The organism is Chitinophaga sp. Hz27, assembly GCF_042263525.1.
Taxonomy (GTDB): Bacteria; Bacteroidota; Bacteroidia; order Chitinophagales; family Chitinophagaceae; genus Chitinophaga.
In genome coordinates, this window is sequence record NZ_JBHKFJ010000006.1 from 200,774 (window position 1) to 217,775 (window position 17,002).

The 17,002-nt window shown below is 43.3% G+C and carries 24 protein-coding genes; 8 read left to right on the forward strand and 16 right to left on the reverse strand.

What is annotated here, in order from left to right; all coding sequences use genetic code 11:
* The first annotated feature begins 25 nt into the window (after positions 1-25).
* Both ACE38W_RS15650 and ACE38W_RS15655 read left to right on the forward strand, forming a co-directional pair.
* The gene (locus ACE38W_RS15650) at positions 26-1,117 is read left to right on the forward strand and encodes an alpha/beta fold hydrolase (RefSeq protein WP_375832184.1); all 1,092 of its coding nucleotides are present in this window, start codon (positions 26-28) and stop codon (positions 1,115-1,117) included.
* Positions 1,118-1,196: 79 nt separating this feature from the next.
* Positions 1,197-1,532 (forward strand): MGMT family protein, encoded by a 336-nt coding sequence (locus ACE38W_RS15655; RefSeq protein WP_375832185.1) that lies wholly within the window; start codon positions 1,197-1,199, stop codon positions 1,530-1,532.
* A gap of 71 nt (positions 1,533-1,603) precedes the next feature.
* On the opposite strand, the gene ACE38W_RS15660 is transcribed toward ACE38W_RS15655, so the two are convergent.
* The 4 genes from ACE38W_RS15660 to ACE38W_RS15675 all read right to left on the reverse strand — a co-directional run bounded on the left by ACE38W_RS15660 (position 1,604) and on the right by ACE38W_RS15675 (position 3,451).
* A complete protein-coding gene (locus ACE38W_RS15660; RefSeq protein ID WP_375832186.1) occupies positions 1,604-1,981 on the reverse strand; it encodes a DoxX family protein in 378 nt (125 codons plus the stop codon).
* 210 nt (positions 1,982-2,191) lie between these two features.
* Positions 2,192-2,569, reverse strand: a complete 378-nt coding sequence (locus ACE38W_RS15665) for a DoxX family protein (protein WP_375832187.1) — start codon at positions 2,567-2,569, stop codon at positions 2,192-2,194.
* A 67-nt stretch (positions 2,570-2,636) separates the two neighbouring features.
* Entirely contained in the window at positions 2,637-3,134 is a 498-nt protein-coding gene (locus ACE38W_RS15670) for an SRPBCC domain-containing protein (RefSeq protein ID WP_375832188.1), read from the reverse strand.
* Positions 3,131-3,451: an ArsR/SmtB family transcription factor gene (locus tag ACE38W_RS15675; protein WP_375832189.1), complete on the reverse strand. Its 321-nt coding sequence runs from the start codon at positions 3,449-3,451 to the stop codon at positions 3,131-3,133. Before ACE38W_RS15675 ends, ACE38W_RS15670 begins: the two co-directional genes overlap by 4 nt.
* Positions 3,452-3,626: 175 nt before the next feature.
* Here ACE38W_RS15675 and ACE38W_RS15680 point away from each other — a divergent pair, with 175 nt between their 5' ends.
* Complete coding sequence (locus ACE38W_RS15680) at positions 3,627-4,232, forward strand: hypothetical protein (RefSeq protein WP_375832190.1); 606 nt, start codon at positions 3,627-3,629, stop codon at positions 4,230-4,232.
* Positions 4,233-4,278: 46 nt separating this feature from the next.
* On the opposite strand, the gene ACE38W_RS15685 is transcribed toward ACE38W_RS15680, so the two are convergent.
* Positions 4,279-4,800 carry a hypothetical protein gene (locus tag ACE38W_RS15685; protein WP_375832191.1) on the reverse strand — a complete coding sequence of 174 codons (522 nt, stop codon included), beginning with the start codon at positions 4,798-4,800 and terminating at the stop codon, positions 4,279-4,281.
* A 190-nt stretch (positions 4,801-4,990) separates the two neighbouring features.
* Between ACE38W_RS15685 and ACE38W_RS15690 the strand changes: the two genes are divergently transcribed.
* Positions 4,991-5,440 (forward strand): DUF1569 domain-containing protein, encoded by a 450-nt coding sequence (locus ACE38W_RS15690; RefSeq protein ID WP_375832192.1) that lies wholly within the window; start codon positions 4,991-4,993, stop codon positions 5,438-5,440.
* 13 nt (positions 5,441-5,453) lie between these two features.
* Here the strand turns inward: ACE38W_RS15690 and ACE38W_RS15695 are convergent, their stop codons facing one another.
* The 5 genes from ACE38W_RS15695 to ACE38W_RS15715 form a co-directional block, all read right to left on the reverse strand.
* Positions 5,454-6,374, reverse strand: coding sequence for an NAD-dependent epimerase/dehydratase family protein (locus tag ACE38W_RS15695; RefSeq protein ID WP_375832193.1), 921 nt, complete (start codon positions 6,372-6,374; stop codon positions 5,454-5,456).
* Between the two features lie 122 nt (positions 6,375-6,496).
* Positions 6,497-7,075: a YdeI family protein gene (locus ACE38W_RS15700; RefSeq protein WP_375832194.1), complete on the reverse strand. Its 579-nt coding sequence runs from the start codon at positions 7,073-7,075 to the stop codon at positions 6,497-6,499.
* 12 nt (positions 7,076-7,087) lie between these two features.
* Positions 7,088-7,474: a DoxX family protein gene (locus ACE38W_RS15705; protein WP_375832195.1), complete on the reverse strand. Its 387-nt coding sequence runs from the start codon at positions 7,472-7,474 to the stop codon at positions 7,088-7,090.
* 4 nt (positions 7,475-7,478) lie between these two features.
* On the reverse strand, positions 7,479-7,949 hold the full coding sequence (locus ACE38W_RS15710; protein ID WP_375832196.1) for an SRPBCC domain-containing protein: 471 nt from the start codon (positions 7,947-7,949) through the stop codon (positions 7,479-7,481).
* A gap of 6 nt (positions 7,950-7,955) precedes the next feature.
* Positions 7,956-8,279, reverse strand: a complete 324-nt coding sequence (locus ACE38W_RS15715; protein WP_375832197.1) for an ArsR/SmtB family transcription factor — start codon at positions 8,277-8,279, stop codon at positions 7,956-7,958.
* Between the two features lie 243 nt (positions 8,280-8,522).
* On the opposite strand from ACE38W_RS15715, the gene ACE38W_RS15720 reads away from it, so the two are divergent.
* Positions 8,523-9,452 (forward strand): ketopantoate reductase family protein, encoded by a 930-nt coding sequence (locus ACE38W_RS15720; RefSeq protein ID WP_375832198.1) that lies wholly within the window; start codon positions 8,523-8,525, stop codon positions 9,450-9,452.
* Between the two features lie 45 nt (positions 9,453-9,497).
* Here the strand turns inward: ACE38W_RS15720 and ACE38W_RS15725 are convergent, their stop codons facing one another.
* The 3 genes from ACE38W_RS15725 to ACE38W_RS15735 form a co-directional block, all read right to left on the reverse strand.
* Positions 9,498-10,226 (reverse strand): SDR family oxidoreductase, encoded by a 729-nt coding sequence (locus tag ACE38W_RS15725; RefSeq protein ID WP_375832199.1) that lies wholly within the window; start codon positions 10,224-10,226, stop codon positions 9,498-9,500.
* A gap of 161 nt (positions 10,227-10,387) precedes the next feature.
* Positions 10,388-11,077, reverse strand: a complete 690-nt coding sequence (locus ACE38W_RS15730) for a TauD/TfdA family dioxygenase (protein WP_375832200.1) — start codon at positions 11,075-11,077, stop codon at positions 10,388-10,390.
* Positions 11,055-12,044: a hypothetical protein gene (locus tag ACE38W_RS15735; RefSeq protein WP_375832201.1), complete on the reverse strand. Its 990-nt coding sequence runs from the start codon at positions 12,042-12,044 to the stop codon at positions 11,055-11,057. The genes ACE38W_RS15730 and ACE38W_RS15735 overlap by 23 nt, the downstream gene beginning before the upstream one ends.
* 474 nt (positions 12,045-12,518) lie before the next feature.
* On the opposite strand from ACE38W_RS15735, the gene ACE38W_RS15740 reads away from it, so the two are divergent.
* Positions 12,519-13,277, forward strand: coding sequence for a class I SAM-dependent methyltransferase (locus ACE38W_RS15740; protein ID WP_375832202.1), 759 nt, complete (start codon positions 12,519-12,521; stop codon positions 13,275-13,277).
* 66 nt (positions 13,278-13,343) lie between these two features.
* Here ACE38W_RS15740 and ACE38W_RS15745 read toward each other — a convergent pair whose 3' ends face one another.
* From ACE38W_RS15745 to ACE38W_RS15755, 3 genes are all read right to left on the reverse strand, one after another.
* Positions 13,344-14,246 carry a DMT family transporter gene (locus ACE38W_RS15745; RefSeq protein ID WP_375832203.1) on the reverse strand — a complete coding sequence of 301 codons (903 nt, stop codon included), beginning with the start codon at positions 14,244-14,246 and terminating at the stop codon, positions 13,344-13,346.
* A gap of 278 nt (positions 14,247-14,524) precedes the next feature.
* On the reverse strand, positions 14,525-15,220 hold the full coding sequence (locus ACE38W_RS15750; RefSeq protein ID WP_375832204.1) for a VIT1/CCC1 transporter family protein: 696 nt from the start codon (positions 15,218-15,220) through the stop codon (positions 14,525-14,527).
* A 51-nt stretch (positions 15,221-15,271) separates the two neighbouring features.
* Positions 15,272-15,415 (reverse strand): hypothetical protein, encoded by a 144-nt coding sequence (locus ACE38W_RS15755; RefSeq protein WP_375832205.1) that lies wholly within the window; start codon positions 15,413-15,415, stop codon positions 15,272-15,274.
* Positions 15,416-15,457: 42 nt separating this feature from the next.
* Between ACE38W_RS15755 and ACE38W_RS15760 the strand changes: the two genes are divergently transcribed.
* A complete protein-coding gene (locus ACE38W_RS15760; protein WP_375832206.1) occupies positions 15,458-16,315 on the forward strand; it encodes a helix-turn-helix domain-containing protein in 858 nt (285 codons plus the stop codon).
* Positions 16,316-16,384: 69 nt separating this feature from the next.
* Complete coding sequence (locus tag ACE38W_RS15765) at positions 16,385-16,951, forward strand: DUF417 family protein (RefSeq protein ID WP_375832207.1); 567 nt, start codon at positions 16,385-16,387, stop codon at positions 16,949-16,951.
* The last annotated feature ends 51 nt before the right edge of the window (positions 16,952-17,002 follow it).

Below are 17,002 nucleotides of genomic sequence, written 5' to 3' on the forward strand. Positions count from 1 at the left end.
CCCATAACCAAAATCTGAACAGTTTATGAGAATACACACCCTGCTGGTGGCTATATTATGGTATGCGTCCCTATCTGCTCAAGCACAATCAAAAGACACCACTGAGAGATACAGCGGAGGACGAAGCATTATTGCCGATATCAGTAAGATATTGGGTCCTGCCGGTATTCAGGAGGATTTTCAGGCGGAAATAGGTGGATTACGTCAATGGGTATACGTTCGCGGACAAGATACTGCAAATCCCATCATACTGTTTGTACACGGTGGCCCTGCTTCTCCGTTAGCACCAGTAATGTGGACTTTCCAACGGCCGGTAGAAGAGTATTTCACCATGGTAAACTATGACCAGCGTGCCGCAGGTAAAACCTTTCTGGCAAATGATACAGTCGGTTTAGGTAATACGATTCATATCTCCAGTTATATTGATGATGCTATTGCCCTGACAGAAATACTATTGAAGAAATATCATAAACGCAAGGTGATACTGATGGGGCATAGCTGGGGTACCGTAGTGGCGATGGGCGCTGCGCTGAAAAGGCCGGATTTGTACTATGCCTACATCGGTGTAGGACAAGCCATCAATGTGATGGACAATGAAGCGGTAAGCTTTGAGTTTGGATTGGCAGAGGCGAGGAGGAGAAACGACACCACTGCCATCCGCGAACTGGAATCTATTGCACCATATCCGGGCAATAAGCCTGTAACCAGGGAACGAATCATTATTGCCCGGAAGTGGCCGCAAACCTATGGCGGACTTGGTGCTTACAGGGATGTGCCTTTGTATTTTTTCCGCGCGCCTTATTTATCGCCGGAATATAGCAGGGCAGAAGTACGTGGCATCGATGAAGGAAATATTTTTACGCTGTCGAGGATACTACCAGAATTTTTGAAGGTAGATTATAAGCAGGTGACAAACTTTCCTATACCGGTGCTGATGTTCATGGGACGTCATGATTATACCACACCATCTGCGCCTACAGCCGCCTGGTTGGAAAAAGTGAAGGCTCCTTATAAAAAAGGGATCTGGTTTGAAAATAGCAGCCATCTGCTTCCTATGGAAGAACCAGGAAAGTTTTTATTATCACTGGTAGAATATGTTCGTCCATTAGCAAAATGAAATAGGGGAGAATAAGCGCCAGAAGATGTTTGCCAATACTCCTAAAGTTGTATTATTGTGTACAAATGCAATAGCTTAAATGAAAAGAAAAATTACTGATTCAAGAGAACTCTTTCAAGGAATTTTTGATATTGTAAGGACCATTCCCGAAGGCCGTGTGAGCAGCTACGGCGCTGTTGCAAAAGCTATGGGATTGAAAGCCGGTGCCCGCATGGTAGGACGTGCCATGGGCTATGTAGATGGCGTAAAACCTGCCGTACCGGTACAGCGGGTAGTCAATAGTATTGGGCTGCTAAGCGGTGATGATGGTACTCGCGCAAAAAAACTGGAAGCAGAAGGAATTAAGGTGAAAAATGGGAAAGTAGTCGACTTTAGAAAACTCTTCTGGGACCCAATAAATGATATGGAATTATGACGTCTTAATGGAAGGCATTAAAAAGGGTGTACTACTTTACGCAGTACACCCTTTTATATTTTCGGCAAATATTATCTTACCATAGGCAGATATTTCGCCCTGTTTTCTATTATTATCCAAAGGTTAATCACCGCCAGCACAGCGGCCATTGGTAAGCCACTTGGCATCTGATAGATAGCCGTAAGTACGATACCCACCATGATAGGCAGAATGATGATAGCGCCCAATGCTCTTGTTTTTGGAATAATGCAAAGCAAGCCGCCAACAATTTCAAATATACCAATCAACGGCATCAGCCAGCCGATAGTCATGTACGCGCCAAATACTTTTAACATACTTTCAGGCATGTCTTTAGGTGGCGGCATGTAATTAAAGAATTTGTTGAGTCCAGCATTGATGAACATTAATCCAAACAAGAGACTGACAATAAATAGGATTGTTTTTTTCATATTTTTTTGGATGCAAAAAGGTGATGGAGATTTTTAAAAGTCTACGAAAATAAATAAAATAAATCAGCCTGTTTATTTTTTCCATCGCCAGACCTTCCTTTGAGTCCCATTGTAATGATTGTTCGGCTGTTCGATGCTTTCTCCTTCTCCTGGCAAACGCAGCATACCATATACTTTACGTAGTACGCGCTGACATATTTTGGGCAAATATTATCTTACCATTGGAAGATACTTTGCTCTGTTTTCAATAATAACCCAAAGATTAATCAGTGCAAGGACTATAACCGTTGGTAATACGGATGGCAGCTGATTGATAGCGGAGAGTATGATGCCCACCATAATAGGTACCATAATGATTGCGCCTAATGCCTTTGTTTTCGGAATGATAAAAAGTATACCACCAATGATTTCGAAAGCACCTACCAGCGGCATTAACCAGCCAATTGTCATGAAAGCGGCCATTACTTTCATCATACTTTCCGTCATGCCTTTCGGCGGAGGTAAGTGATGGAAAAATTTGTTGAGACCTATGTTGATAAACATTAATCCGAACAAAAGACGTACAATAAACAGCATTATTTTTTTCATATCAATTAAGTGCAAAGTGTGATAGCGTCTGATAGGACGCTGGAAATAATTGAAATAATTATGTGCTTTATTTTTCTGCCAGTATTTGGTCCAGGTTTTCCATAGCCATAGCCAACCCTTCCTTGAAGCCCATCTTAATGATTGTTTCCAATTGCGCGAGATCTTCATAAGTAATGACGAAATCCACCATGGTGTGTTCGCCTTTTGGCAGGAAAGTTACGACCCAATGCGCTTCTGGCAGTTGTTTGTTAATGTGTCCGGCATCATCTGTAAAAGAATACAGGGCGGTGAATGATTGCTGTGGCGTTATGCTGGAGTAAGCAGCAATAGACCAATGTTCTTCTCCTTGCGGACTAATCATGGCATACAACCAGATGCCACCCTCGCGGAAGTCCATACTTTTTGTTCTGGCTTTCCAGGGTTTTGGCGCCCACCACTGGTCTAGCATATCTCCTTTCGTATAGGCGTTCCATACTAAAGGTACTTCCGCAGCAAATTCACGTTGGATGTTGATCATTTTTTTCTCTTTATTCACAGAGAAATCAAAGGCTAAATTCGGGTTCATATGTTTAGATTTTTTATTGTTAACAGTACCTGGTCGAGTTCATTAAATCGGCCTTGCCAGATGATTCTAAACTGTTCCAGCCATAATTCTATTTCCTTCATTTTTGTTCCGTTAAGTACGTAGATTATTTCTCTGCCTGCCTGTTGCTGCAGCAACAGCTGACATTCCGTTAGTATGCGCAAATGCCTGGATACCGCTTGTCTGCTGATCGCAAAATGCGCTGCAATCGCAGTGGGTGTCATTGGCCGTGATGCTATCAGCAGGATAATTGCCCTCCTGGTGGGGTCTGCAATTGCCTGGAAAACATCCCGTCTCATAGAAACAAGGTTTTATTCGCAACCTTTCAGTTGCAAATATACGCAACTAATCGGTTGCGCAAAATTTATTTTAGAAAAAGCAATGCTCATCAGAGAATCAAGGTTATAGATAGAATTTAACTATTATTGTATCTCTTTAATACTGGAAATGTCCGGTTGACTTAACCCATATTGTATGTTGAATCATGTAAAAAAAGCTATAGGAACCGTAGCTGCCTTATCTTTCTGTATGACCATGTTTGCACAGGACCCTGGAAAAGCCAAAGATTATTTGCATATACCAGGCCCCGTGAAGATGCAGAATGCCTCGTATAACCTGGTATGGTCATCTCACCCTGCTGAAAATTATTATAAGCAGGAATATCTCACCCAGGGCGATCATGTGGAGAAATTTAAGAAGATGGTGTCGATAGATGTACTAACGGGAACGGCTACTCCGCGGGACCTTGCTGCTGCCAAGGTAGAGGAACTGAAAAAACTCAAAGTCAGCAACCCAATTGTCAATTACGAAGTATATGAGAAAGACGGGGAGATCCTACTGGATTTTCTATTAAGCGCGAATACGCCTGATGGGAAAAAAGTGAGTATCCTGGAACGGAATGTATATCGGTATATTGCTTTAAAAAATAATAGCAAACCTGGTGTGTTGCTATTATCTGTGGCTGAAAGAGCCTACGATGATAATATCGAGCAATACCTGAAAAGCCTGAAAGGCAACAGGAACGCCCTATTAGAAGCAGTAGGGAATTACCCGATTCCTGCTGTAAGTCTTGATAAATAATTAATTTTTAGTGGCAGCATCCATACCACCGGATGCTGCCCTCTTGTTAGCCTTTAGCTTTAATCTCCCCCTTCATATTCTTCGTAATATAATCGTCCAATTTATTTGCATCAGCAGCTTTTACCAATGCTTGCAGTAATGCTGTATGGGTGATGGCAATTCCTTTTTTATAGACTTCCACAACGGCTTGTAGGCCTGCTTTTGCGGGTGCAACAAAAGATTTATCTTCTTTATTGCTGATACAATAATTACCATAATTGGCAGCGTATATCATCAACAGGTTTGGATTATCGGTAAATAAGTCTACGGTATGTTTATCCACCGGAAATGTAACGGTAGGAGAGCCCATTAGCCATGACAGAATAAATGCGCTGGATTTTTGTCTTACGTCCGGTTGTTTGTCAAGATCAGTGTCAGTAAGCCAGTCTGTCACTTGTTGAAAAAGCAATTCGGATTTTGCGTAGTCCTCTTTTACTTTTAGCTCTGGGTACTGTAGGTTGTCTTGCTGTGCGAATAAGGTGTTGGTACTTAATAAAACGGCGAATAAGGCGCCTAACAGATATTTCATGTATGCTACTGAATTTCACGCAAGATAACGGATACTATGGTCCTGAATTGTTAAAGTTGGGTAGAAATTGTCGAGTACGCAATCCCCCCTGTAATAGTCGCAATCTACCACCCTGTAACTTCTTCCTGTAGGCTACATTTGTTAGGGATTAATCATCCATGCAAATCATTTACTTTAACTAGCTACAATTATGAAAACAACCCGCGATGCGGCTACCAGAACAGCGTTATTTCATCGCATTCAGATGCTGGATGCTAATGCAGTAGCGAAATGGGGAAAGATGGATGTAAAGCAAATGCTGCATCATTGTATCCTTTGGGAAGAAATGGCTTTAGGCCGAATCAAAACAAAACGCTCCTTCATGGGCAGGATCTTTGGCAGGTTTGTACTGCGCAACATATTAAAAGATGATACGCGCCTGACCCGTAATACACCCACCAGCCCTGAAATCAAAATCGATGTGGTGCCATCGACGGACTTCTCTTCCCAAAAGCAGCATTGGATAGCCGTCATCGAAGAAAATGCAGTGAATACTGATACAGGCTTTACGCATCCTTTCTTCGGAAAACTGACAAGAGACCAGGTCTGCCAGATGTCATATAAACATACCGATCATCACCTGCGGCAATTTAACGGTTAAGACTGTACAATATTTATGATGCTCTTTTCAGCTGTGAGACCCCTTCTTTATAATCAGTAATGTGGAAGTCGGGAAAGCGCAGCTGAAATTTCGTTGAATCAAAATAATTATCGGTAGTATACCGCGGCAGTAGTTCTTGTAATTCTTTTAACTGTTTACTAAACACGGCGCCAGTATTTACCAGCCATTTTGGAATGATGCTATAAGGCAATGGTCTGCCATAGATTTCTTCGGCGAGTTTTATCAGGCTCTTATAGGTAATAGGTTGGGTGCAGGGGAGATGCCAGGTTTGATTAAAAGCCGCGGGTGTATTGCCTATCAGGGCGGTGGCACGCGCCGCGTCCGGCGTCCATATGAGTGAACGATTGGTATCATCTCTCAACATAACACGCAACGTTTTATGCGTCCGGATTTTATCGAAGATCAATGTGTTGGTGATACTCTGCGTTTTGCCTGGCCCATAAAATTCAGGAGCCCGGCAGATGACGCCATTTACATTGCCTGCTGCTATCTGATGCAGCAGCATGTTTGCGATCTGCGCTCTTACGCGCCCTTTTCTTCCTACTGGTTCAAACGGTATATCCTCTGTCTGAATACGATTATCCTGAGGATACATATACGTATTATCGAAGAACACCAACTTGACCTGGTATTTTTGACAGGCAGTAATTACATGCTTCATCATCACCGGAAACTGTTGTTCCCATAGCTTAGTGTCCATTGGTAAGCCAACGGTCAGGTAGGCGATTTCGCTGCCCTGCACTGCGTTGTCTGTTTGAGCAGCATCCAGAAGGTTAGCACGAAACAGTGTATCCGTATCATTTACCTTATGCGGATTTCTGCTTACCAGTCTGATGTCATCACTGAAATTCGCTTTCAGCGCTTTAGCCAGCTCAATGGCAATCTGTCCGCTGGAACCGAGGATTGTCTGCATAATTATGTTTTTTGGGGAGATGAGCAACGATTGATGTTGCGAAAAAACAGCAGTATAAAAATAACAAAAAAAGATGTCTCGTTTGGTTATAGAGACATCCTTTTTTGTTATAACGTTTATGGTTAATCGTTTAATCCTTTGCCGTCGAGAATGGCGCCAATGGATTTTTCTACTCTGGCTTCACGGGTTTTGGATGTTTTTGGCTGCCCGAAGAAGAAGAGATAAGCGCGTTGACGGCCAGGGGTAAGGGCTTCAAAGGCGCGCCTTAGCTCGGCATCTTTATCCAGGTATTGCTGAAACTCTTCCGGAACATCATAGTCTTCCGTCTTTTTCATCGCCACTTTCAATCCGGCTTTTTCAATATCTTTCGCTTCCTGGATGTAGGCTTTCAGCGTTTTTTTCAGCTGCTGTATTTCTTTGGCATTGGTAAAACGTGCCTGTCGGCCAGCCTGTACATTTTTTGACTGCTGAATAAGTATCCCTTCAGGATCTTTCATCAGTGCGCCCTTGAAGAACAACAGCGCACAGTATTCTTTGAAGCCGTGTATGAGTACTACGTTACCATCTTCATACGTATAGCAGGGACAGCCCCATTTGAGCTCTTCGGTTAGTTTACATTCCAGCACGATTTTGCGGAGAAGTACATATTCCTCCTGCCATTGGGTAGCTTCATCAAAGAAGAAATCAACCTTAGGATTCATAGCGCAGTATTTTTAGGCAGTTACGACAATCTTTCTGTTTGCTGGTCTTAAAAACCACGAAATTAAAGTTAATGCTAATATCAATAAGCAGGGATAAATTTTACTGAAGCCTTCGTGTAAGGTAAGGTGGGAGTAGAGTGCGCCAGTGCAAAGAAAAAACAAGCCTGCATAAGCCCATTCTTTTACTAATGGAAAGCGCGGAATCAGAATAGCTATTACGGCCAATATTTTCCAAATACCGAGTAACTGCAACACATATACGGGGTATCCCAGTTCCGTCATGAAATCGTTTTCGGCTTTCATGCCACTAAGTTGTACATATGCTGTGGAAACGAGGCCGAGTGCCAGCCATAGGGTTGCTATCCAGTAGATGATTTTTCCTGTTTTTGTGTTGTTCATGAGATTATTTTTTTATTTGGCGAACGATGGATTCAAGACGGTCGTGAGCGAAGTTGATACCTTTGCTGAAAGGAAGTTTCAGGTTTTGATCTCTGCGATCATTATTTTCATAGATGACATGCATCACCAGTTTGCTGGTATCTTCTCCAGTGCTTTCAAAGCGGAGGAATTCGAGCGTAGGGCCGAAAGGAGCATTCTCCATTTCAAATGTCCTCACAATCTGTTCGTTTTCTATGATCGCGTGGATTACGCCATTGGCACGGAATACCGCGGTACCATGCTGGTCTTTGGTTTCAAACTGATAGCTGCCATGTTGTTTGTTTTCCAGCTTTAATACATTTGTGCCCATCCATTGCCCTACGATATCTGCTTCTGTGTAGGCTTTGAACAGTAATTCTACCGGCAGTTCAAATTCCCGGGTAATGAACAGGTCCTGGCGGCCTTCCGCTGCGGTGACTTTGGTTTTCAGTTCCATAGTATACTATTTTTTGGGTTTGTAATTTTTCATGATAGACTCCAGTTTGTTGAACCTGTTGTCCCAGAATTGACGGAAATGCTCGAGGAATTCAGCTATTGCTTTCATTTTATTAGGATTTAAATGATAGTAGATCTCCCTGCCATTTTGCTCCTGCTTCAGCAGCTCACATTCGGTGAGTATCTGCAGGTGCTTTGATACGGTAGGCCTGGCCGTGTCGAAATTGGCCGCTATGGCCCCCGCCGTCATCGCCTGTGCAGCTACCAATAACAGTATCGCCCTCCTTGTAGGGTCAGCTATTGCCTGAAATACATCTCTTCTTAAATTCATTGTGTAGCTATTTGACTACAAATATATATGTAGTCATTTGACTACGCAAATTTATTTTTGAAAAAATGGAGAATATGACTGGAAACACCCTGTGGTATTGAATGAAAATTTTTTACGGCAGTAAAATTGAGGAATATGGGTTATCTGTCAGCAACTAAAACTATATCTCCCGCCATTACATCTGCATATAATTATATACTATTTTTGAAGAAGAACAATGTTTGTAAACACAATCGGAAGGACATGCTTCATCAAGACAAACAAATTTTCATAGTAGGCTATGGCGCCATTGGTAAAGCGCTGGCGGTATTTCTACAACGTAGAGGCGCTAACGTTAAACTGGTCAGGGGGCGTTTACAGGAAGGTGCTACTATACAGCAACAGCTGGAAGTGCAATTGCCCGATGGGTCCCAGGTAGATGCAGGGATTGAAATATTACCACTGAATGCACTGCAAGGCCAGCAAGGCGTGCTGGTACTCACCACCAAATCTTTTGGTAACGCAACATTGGCAGCTACCTTACAAAGTATAGGTGTAAATATGCCACTAGTGATTTTGCAGAACGGATTGAATGTGGAACAACCATTCCTTCAGCCCGGCTTTGAGAACGTTTATAGATGTGTATTGTTTGCTACCAGCCAGAACATGGACGAGCAACGAGTAAGATTTAAGCCGGTAGCGGTTTCACAGGTTGGGGTAGTTAAAGGTGAGCCAGGCTTACTCCAGGAAATTGTTGTCCTGATCAACACTGATGATTTTCCTTTCAGTGCTACAACTGATATACAGCCCATCACCTGGAAAAAAGCGATTGCCAACAGTGTGTTTAATTCTGTTTGTCCGTTGTTGCAAGCAGACAATGGCATCTTCCACCGGAACGCTGCTGCGATGCAAATAGCTGCTGAAATAATCCGGGAATGTGTGCTGGTCGCAGCTGCTAAAGGCATTCCACTGCAAGCTGCGGATATTGAAAATACACTATTACAAATCAGTAAATCTTCTGATGGACAGCTGATCAGCACTTTGCAGGATCTCAATAATGGCAGGCCGACAGAAATTGATACTTTGAATATTGCCATCGCGGCAATGGCTGCGGAGCTTAATATGTTGGAAAAAGTGCCACGAACGGCTATGTTGGGGCAGTTGATTAAAATTAAAGAATCGCTCACTAAATAAAATAGCACCTCTGTATAATAGAGGCGCTACTATTTTCTATTGATATTAATTAGCTGGATTCAGCTGATTGAATATTGGCTCCAGCACTTCTTGTCCGGCAACACTGGCTTTTGTAGTGAAACCGAAAGTAAGCGCTTTCTTGCCTTCCGCTAACTGTTCAAAAATAGCCGTAATGAATTCGCTGACTGCTGGTGCATGATCATGCAGCCCTTTACCGCCCAGGTCTGTATTCAAGGCTGGTGGTATAATCTCAATGACTTCAATATTCCTGCTTTTCAGTAGGTATTGGAGTGATACGGTGAGCGAGTGTAAAAATGCCTTGGTGGCCGAATACACCGGTACTTTCGTATATGGTAAAAAGGAGAGGCCGGAGGTAACGTTCATGATAGTACGTAGCGCCGGTAATTCCATCAACAAGGTGGTGAGGTGTATAGGTGCTTCTATATTGATAGCGATTTCCTGTTTGGCTTTCTGGTAGAATGCCGGGTCCGCTGGCGACATCCAGTTTTGAATGCCGGCATTATTTATTAGCACGTTAAGATCGCTATGTTGCGTTGCTATCCAATCTTTCAGTTCCTGGCGTTGACTTTCATCTCCTACATCGCATTTACGGGTAATGAGTGCTGGGAGTTTAGCAGCAGCTTCATCCAGGGCTTCCTGGCGTCGGCCACAAATGATTACTGTATTGCCTTCCTGGATGAAACGTTCGGCCATGGCTAATCCTATGCCACTGCCTCCACCTGTGATCAGAATTTTGTTGTTGCTGAGGTTCATTGCAATTTATTTTAAGCAAAGGTCGGTGGCTGTAGGCAATTTTGAATTGTAAACATCAATCAGATTGTTGTAAAATTCACACGATGGGTTATTCAAGGAAGAAGACCTTCGGTATCACCGAAGGTCTTCTTCCTTGAATACAATTGATATAACGGTAACGACTACATGATAAGCAACCTGTTGATAGTCCTGGAGAAGCCCTGTTCTACGGAGTTGAGTCTTCTTCCATGGGCAAATGTCCAGTTATCCATAATCAGGATGGTGCCCGGATTGAAAGGTACTTCGATGAGATTATCTATTACGAGTTGTTCCCATTTATTGAATTCTTGCCAGTCTTTGGTAATGGTGTCGGAACGCAGGCGGTAGAACACATCTCCATTGAGATAATTTACCAGCTTGCCCACGAGGGTACCGCTGCTTCTGTTGGAAGGGTGAAAGATATCCAGGCTACGATCTGTCAGGTTGAGTTTTTCTTCTTCCGTCAGTTTTTCAAATGCGCCGTGGATGTCAGAAACATGCATATGATTGTTCTCAAAGCCACTGGATTCGCGGCAATAGAGAATGAGATATTTAGGAGGTATGCGCCAGTATGATTTATCGTTGTGGAGGGGTACGTTTTTAGAGCCTACAGACGCGCTGGTACGTATTTCTGTGATATGATCATTACCTCTGCCGATAGGAATTACTTCGCCAAAATAGTAGGCAACTGAAAGTAGTGTATCTGCAGAAATATCTCCAATATTGGCCACAGCATATCCTTGTTTGGCGAGTGGTTCAGAGATCAGGTTCAGGATCTCAGCTTCGTCTGCTGCGAAGGTAGAGAGGTCTTTACTTAACGTCGTAACTTGCATGATCGAAAGTATTATTGTGAATTAAATTTTTTTCCATGAGATCTTTGTAGGTAGGCAGGTTGTTGAAGTTAAAAGTGACGCCAGCTTTAACTACTTCGGAATATCTTATGAAATCGAATGCATGTGCAGGGGGCAGGAAGGTCGGCGGTGGCATGATGAAATTACCTATCTCACTATAGAGACGGCCAAACCAGGTTTGGTCCGCAAATTTAGGATGGTAGTGTCTTTCGGTGTCAGCGCCTTCCAGTCCGGAGTTATCATTACTTAATCGGAGTGGGTGTTCTGCTGCGATGTAATCATCGGCGATAATTTGTTCTACGATCAGCTCCTGGTTTTTGCGCAGGGCTTCATCGGTAAATTTGAATGACATGAGATAGGGAACTGCAAGGCCGCCAACTTCTCTGTACTCATGTAAAAATTCAAATCTTTTTTCGATCTCTCTTTTTGTGTCGATAGCGGAAATGGATACACGAATTTCTGCTTTGTTGGCAGCGAGTTTGCGCATCACTTCTTCTGTAGGGTGCGTGAAAATTTTGGTGATGATAACCAGTCTGATATTATGTTCCATCAGGATATCAGTGATGGAGGCCAATAGCTCCCATGCTTTATGAGAGAGGGAAACATCCGACACCCATCCCTGGCGTAACCATTTCTGATCAGCGGGTAACTGTTCAATAGATTGCCTGAATAGCTTTTCGTCGAAATTGTTGATGTGGCGGGAACCAAAATCATGACCTTTGTTGATCCAATATTCTGCTGCGGAGCAGTTGCCATAGCAGATACTCTTGATAGGCAGACATCCCGAATAAATATCAGTCATGAGATAGTCGAAAGGCAGACCAGCACTCTTTCCGCATAGAATGTTGTATACAGGCATAGTGGCTAACTCCTTTTCATTTACTGACTTAAGGGACGGTCTTTGGAAGACAAGGGCGCTGCTATCGTCAAATTCCATAAGACGATTCATAAGATAATTTTTATGTGTGAATAATACGGGTTACAAGACGTTACAGGTGATTGTATAACGGGATTTATAAATGATGAATGATGATTTTAACGGGTCAAAAAATAAGGCTACAATGATCGCTACGGGTTAATCCTTTCTACATAAACTAATGTAATCAAATAAAATTGCAGTGATGTTATTTCCTGTGTTAACTCTATATTATCTCCAGCCGGAGTACAGGACTACGCAATCGTTTCGATGTCATTTAATATGCTGGTACAGATGATTATCAACGCATAATAAATCATCTGCCTGCAATTTAATAGCAGTGGTATTTTTATTTATCCAGAGGATAAGTACAGATTATTATTTCTTAATAAAAAATTTATAGTAAGATATGCGATCAATAAATTACATTTAAATACAGATACGATTATTTTGTACCAGTAGAAAAAATTATATCATCATCCACCTGTTTTAAGACAGTTATAACCCATGAACAATACGACCAGATTCACTAACAGGGCAGAGAACTACGCACGTTATCGCCCGGGCTATCCCGCCGGAATATTACCTTATCTGACCAGCCGTATACAGCTGAATGCCGGCCATACTATCGCTGATATAGGCGCTGGTACTGGTATTTCTTCTTTATTATTTCTTAAAAACGGACATACCGTTTATGGCGTAGAGCCAAACGATGCAATGCGTGCAAAAGCAGAGTTCTTGCTACATCAATACGATGGCTTTCATCCGGTGAAAGGCGCTGCGGAACATACCAACCTGCCCGATAATAGTGTGGATATTGTCTTAGCCGGACAATCCTTTCATTGGTTTAATCAGCAGGAATCCAAATTGGAGTTTCAGCGTATCGCTAAAAAGGATGCCTATATTATTTTGATGTGGAATGTTAGGGAGCTAAGTACCGGCTTTGCGAAGGCATATGAAAAGCTGCTGGCAACTTTTGGTACCGACTATTCTGATGATGGCCGCGACGTGGCAGCTGAGAAGAAAACGACTGCTTTCTTTGCTCCTTGTCCTTTTGAGAAAGTGGTGTTTTCCAGCACGGAAGTCCTGGATTATGAAACGCTGAAAGGCCGCCTCTTATCTACGTCTTTTGTTCCTGCTGAAGATGACGTAAAAAGTATTCCTATGTTGCAGCTGCTTGACAGTATCTTCGAAGAATACCAGCAGGAGGGGAAGGTGAGTTTCGATTATACGACAACGTTATATATTGCAAAAGCACATTGCTAAGCTTGTTCATAAATAAAAACGGCGTCTCTATTCAATAGAGACGCCGTTTTTATTTATGCGCCAGTGTTATACCGCCACATTTTTATGCCTGATCGTGAGTAATACCACGGTGGTGATGATACAGAGGCTGCCGATCCAGTCGATGGCCGTAAAAGAGGTGTTTAGCCATAATACTGCCAGAATGGTTGCCGACAGTGGTTCTGCGGTGGCGAGCAGACTTGATTTCTGACCGCCGATTATTTTAACGGCCGACATATACGCATAGAAGGGTACTACGGTTCCGAGTATGAGCAGATATATAGCGCCGATAGCAGTTTGCATGTCCCAGATACCAGATACACGCCAAGGTGCATGTACAAAGCTGAAGGCGATACCGCCGCAGAGCATGCCCCATCCGGTAACGGCGGCGGCGTTGTATTTTTTTAACAGCTCCGCAGGCTGTAATGTATAGATGGCCAGCGCGATCGCGGAGGCGAATCCCAGCAGCAGCGCTGTTACAGAAATAGATAAGGTATGGAAATTACCATGTGTTACCAGCAGAAAAGTGCCTACTACTGCGAGCAATATCTCCAGCAGTTCCACCGCCTTAGGCATGGCTTTCTTTTTCATGGCGAGGTATACCACGATCATTACCGGGCCGGTATATTGTAATACAGTGGCCGTGGCTGCGTTGGAGTACCCAACGGCTGCAAAGTAGGTGTACTGTACCGCCAGCATTCCCGTAATACTAAAGACCAGTAGTTGTATAGCACTGGTCTTATCTTTCCAGATTTCAAAAATGGGTGCTTTTTCTACTGTTCTGGCAAAGAGGAGCAGGCAGGTGCCTGCAATGAGCAGCCTGACAGTAATGAGCCATTCTACGTTGATTCCCTTGTTCTGGAGCAGGAACTGTCCTACGTTTCCTGAAACGCCCCACAATGAAGCCCCTGCTATCGCTAATAGGATTCCTTTCAGACTTTTGTTTTCCATGTGCTGTTGTGACTTTAATCCTGAACTGCAAAATTATCAGATACAGCTGAATTATTTATTGTTGTGGGAGTGCTTTAACAATTTTAAGCTGCAAGTGGATAATTTTTGATTTTCTAGCGGAGGCGCCTGCGGCGCTTTTTTGTTTGTTTCACGCAAAGCAGCAAAGACCTAGAAATGTTATTATTAAGTAAGCAGCAAAGTATTATGTTTTGTTGTTTTTAAATAACAAACATAATACTTTGCTGCTTTGCCCCTTATGCTGCTTTGCGTGAAACAAATTACCCGCCGATCAGGCGCGCAATCAAAAACGCGCAGCTGGCAGCGATAGTACCGATAACGGCTACACGGATACCACCAGTGAGTGGGTTCAGGCCAGTGAAGCGGCTCTTCACATAACCAAAGCTAAACAAGCAGATAATAGTGATGATGGCTGATATCTTCAACCCTTCGATGCCGTTGCTAACGAAGAAGTAGGGCATGAGGGGGATTAGTCCGCCTATAATATAAGACAGCCCAATATTCAGCGCACTTTTAGTAGCACGTTTTGGGTCAGGCTTTTCGAGGCCCAGCTCATACTTCATCATGAAGTCGGCCCAGCGGTCTTTGTCTGTAATCAGCTCCGCGGCTGCTTTTTCTTGAAGCTCACGGCTAAGCCCTAATTCTGCAAAGAAGGTTTCCACTTCTTCCCGTTCCCTGTCTGGCACGGTTTCTATCTCTTCATATTCTCTTTTTAACTCGCTGTTGTAATGGTCTTGCTCCGTTTTACCGGCAAGGTAACCACCGAGTCCCATGGCAATGGAGCCAGCAGCAATTTCTGCGAGGCCGGCGATCACTATGAGGTTTACATCCTTCACGGTGCCGCTGAGGCCCGCCGCCAACGCAAAAGGAACGGTAAGTCCGTCAGACATGCCAATTACAATATCTCGAAGCAATTCTGAGCCAGTGAAGTGTTCTTCCTGGTGGTGGTGAGCCATAGCATTATCAGTTTAAAATCTTAGATCGGAGAATAACGGGCCTAAAAGTAATTATAATTTCTTGCGATCTGTGGCGTCGGCAGAAAATAAAGGAAATGTGGGCATTACGATTATCGTGGCTACCAATGCAAAGTTGCTTGGGCTGATTTCTATCTCGAAAGAGAAAATATTTTGCAACAGCTGTAGAAGTGCCATGAACGCATATTTCATCTATCTTTATCATTCAGCTAAATACAGATGAAGAAACTGATGGCCTTATCGGGGCATTGCTTATTGGAAATCTCTTCGGGAGAAAAGAACCCTTTCCCAAGATCTAAACGATTACCGGAATACCTGGTATTATTGGTCCATGAAGGCAGCGGAGCCTGGCAGGCGGATTTCGCGACCTGTCACTTCGAAGGCCCCGCCATATTATTTGCAACGCCGCTACAAGCGGTACAAATAAAAAGCAGTGGCCCAATTTCCTGGTCGCTGATACAGTTCCACAGCGATTTCTATTGCATAGAAGCCCATCACGACGAAGTAGCCTGTAATGGCCTGCTGTTTAATAATATTTATAAAGATCCCGCCATAAATCTTACCACTGTTTTCCATAGTTCTTTTAAACAGATATTTGATCAGATGGCAGCGGAGTTTGACAACAAAACACCTTCAGACATCGTATTACGCGCCTATCTGCAACTGGTGCTGGCAAAAAGCAGCACCCATAAAATCAGAGAAGAAAAGGAGGTCGCTTCTGCAGGCCGCAAAGATGCTAAAATGGAAGCTTTCCGTAAGTTGCTGGATAAACACTTCCTCCAACTGCACAAGCCCGCTGAATACGCTGATTTACTAGCCATGACACCCAATGCACTCAGCAAGAAATCTATCGGCTACTTTGGCAAAACACCTTCCCAGCTGATACAGGAACGTATTATTTTAGAAGCAAAGAAACTCTTACACCTGACGCAGCTCAGCATCAAAGAAATTGCCTTCCGGCTTGAATTCTCCGATGAATATTATTTCAGCCGCTACTTCAAAAAGGCCGTGAAGGAATCCCCACAATCTTTCCGTAAAAAAGTAGGTATCTCAGAGGTGGCATATTCGTCCATGTAATGTCCATATCCGTCCATTTTACAAGGAAGGAAGGGGTAGTACTTTTGTATCAGACTAAAAGTTCTGTATATGAAAATGCTGATTATATGGTTAGCGGGCCTTCAGCCCAGGTTTATCAACTTCATGCGGGTGGCTATCTTCATTGTAATGGCCTGGATAGGCGGCCTGAAAGCCTTCCACTACGAAGCAGATGGTATCGTTCCTTTTGTGGCCAATAGCCCGGTGATGTCTTTCTTCTATCATCACCCCAACGACTATACGCAATATAAAAACCCTGAAGGCAAAGAAGTCGCTAAAAATATCGAATGGCATAAAACCAATGGTACCTATGCATTTTCCTGGTTCCTGGGGATTGTAATTGTATCTATTGGTACACTGGTACTGCTGGGCATCTGGCTACCCCGTATAGGTATCCTAGGCGGCCTGCTTACGTTTATCATGGCGCTGGTAACGCTTTCATTTCTGATTACCACACCGGAGGTTTATGTGCCAGACCTTGGCGGCGATTTTCCAACGCAGGCGCATGGATTCCCATACCTGGCAGGTTCTGGCCGGATGGTGCTGAAAGATATTATGATGATGGCTGGCGCCTTGATTTGTGCTTCTGATAATGCAAAGAAGTTGTTGTTGAAATAAAAGGTTTAGTTGTTATGAAACACCTGCCATCGTGCAGGTGTTTTTTTATGT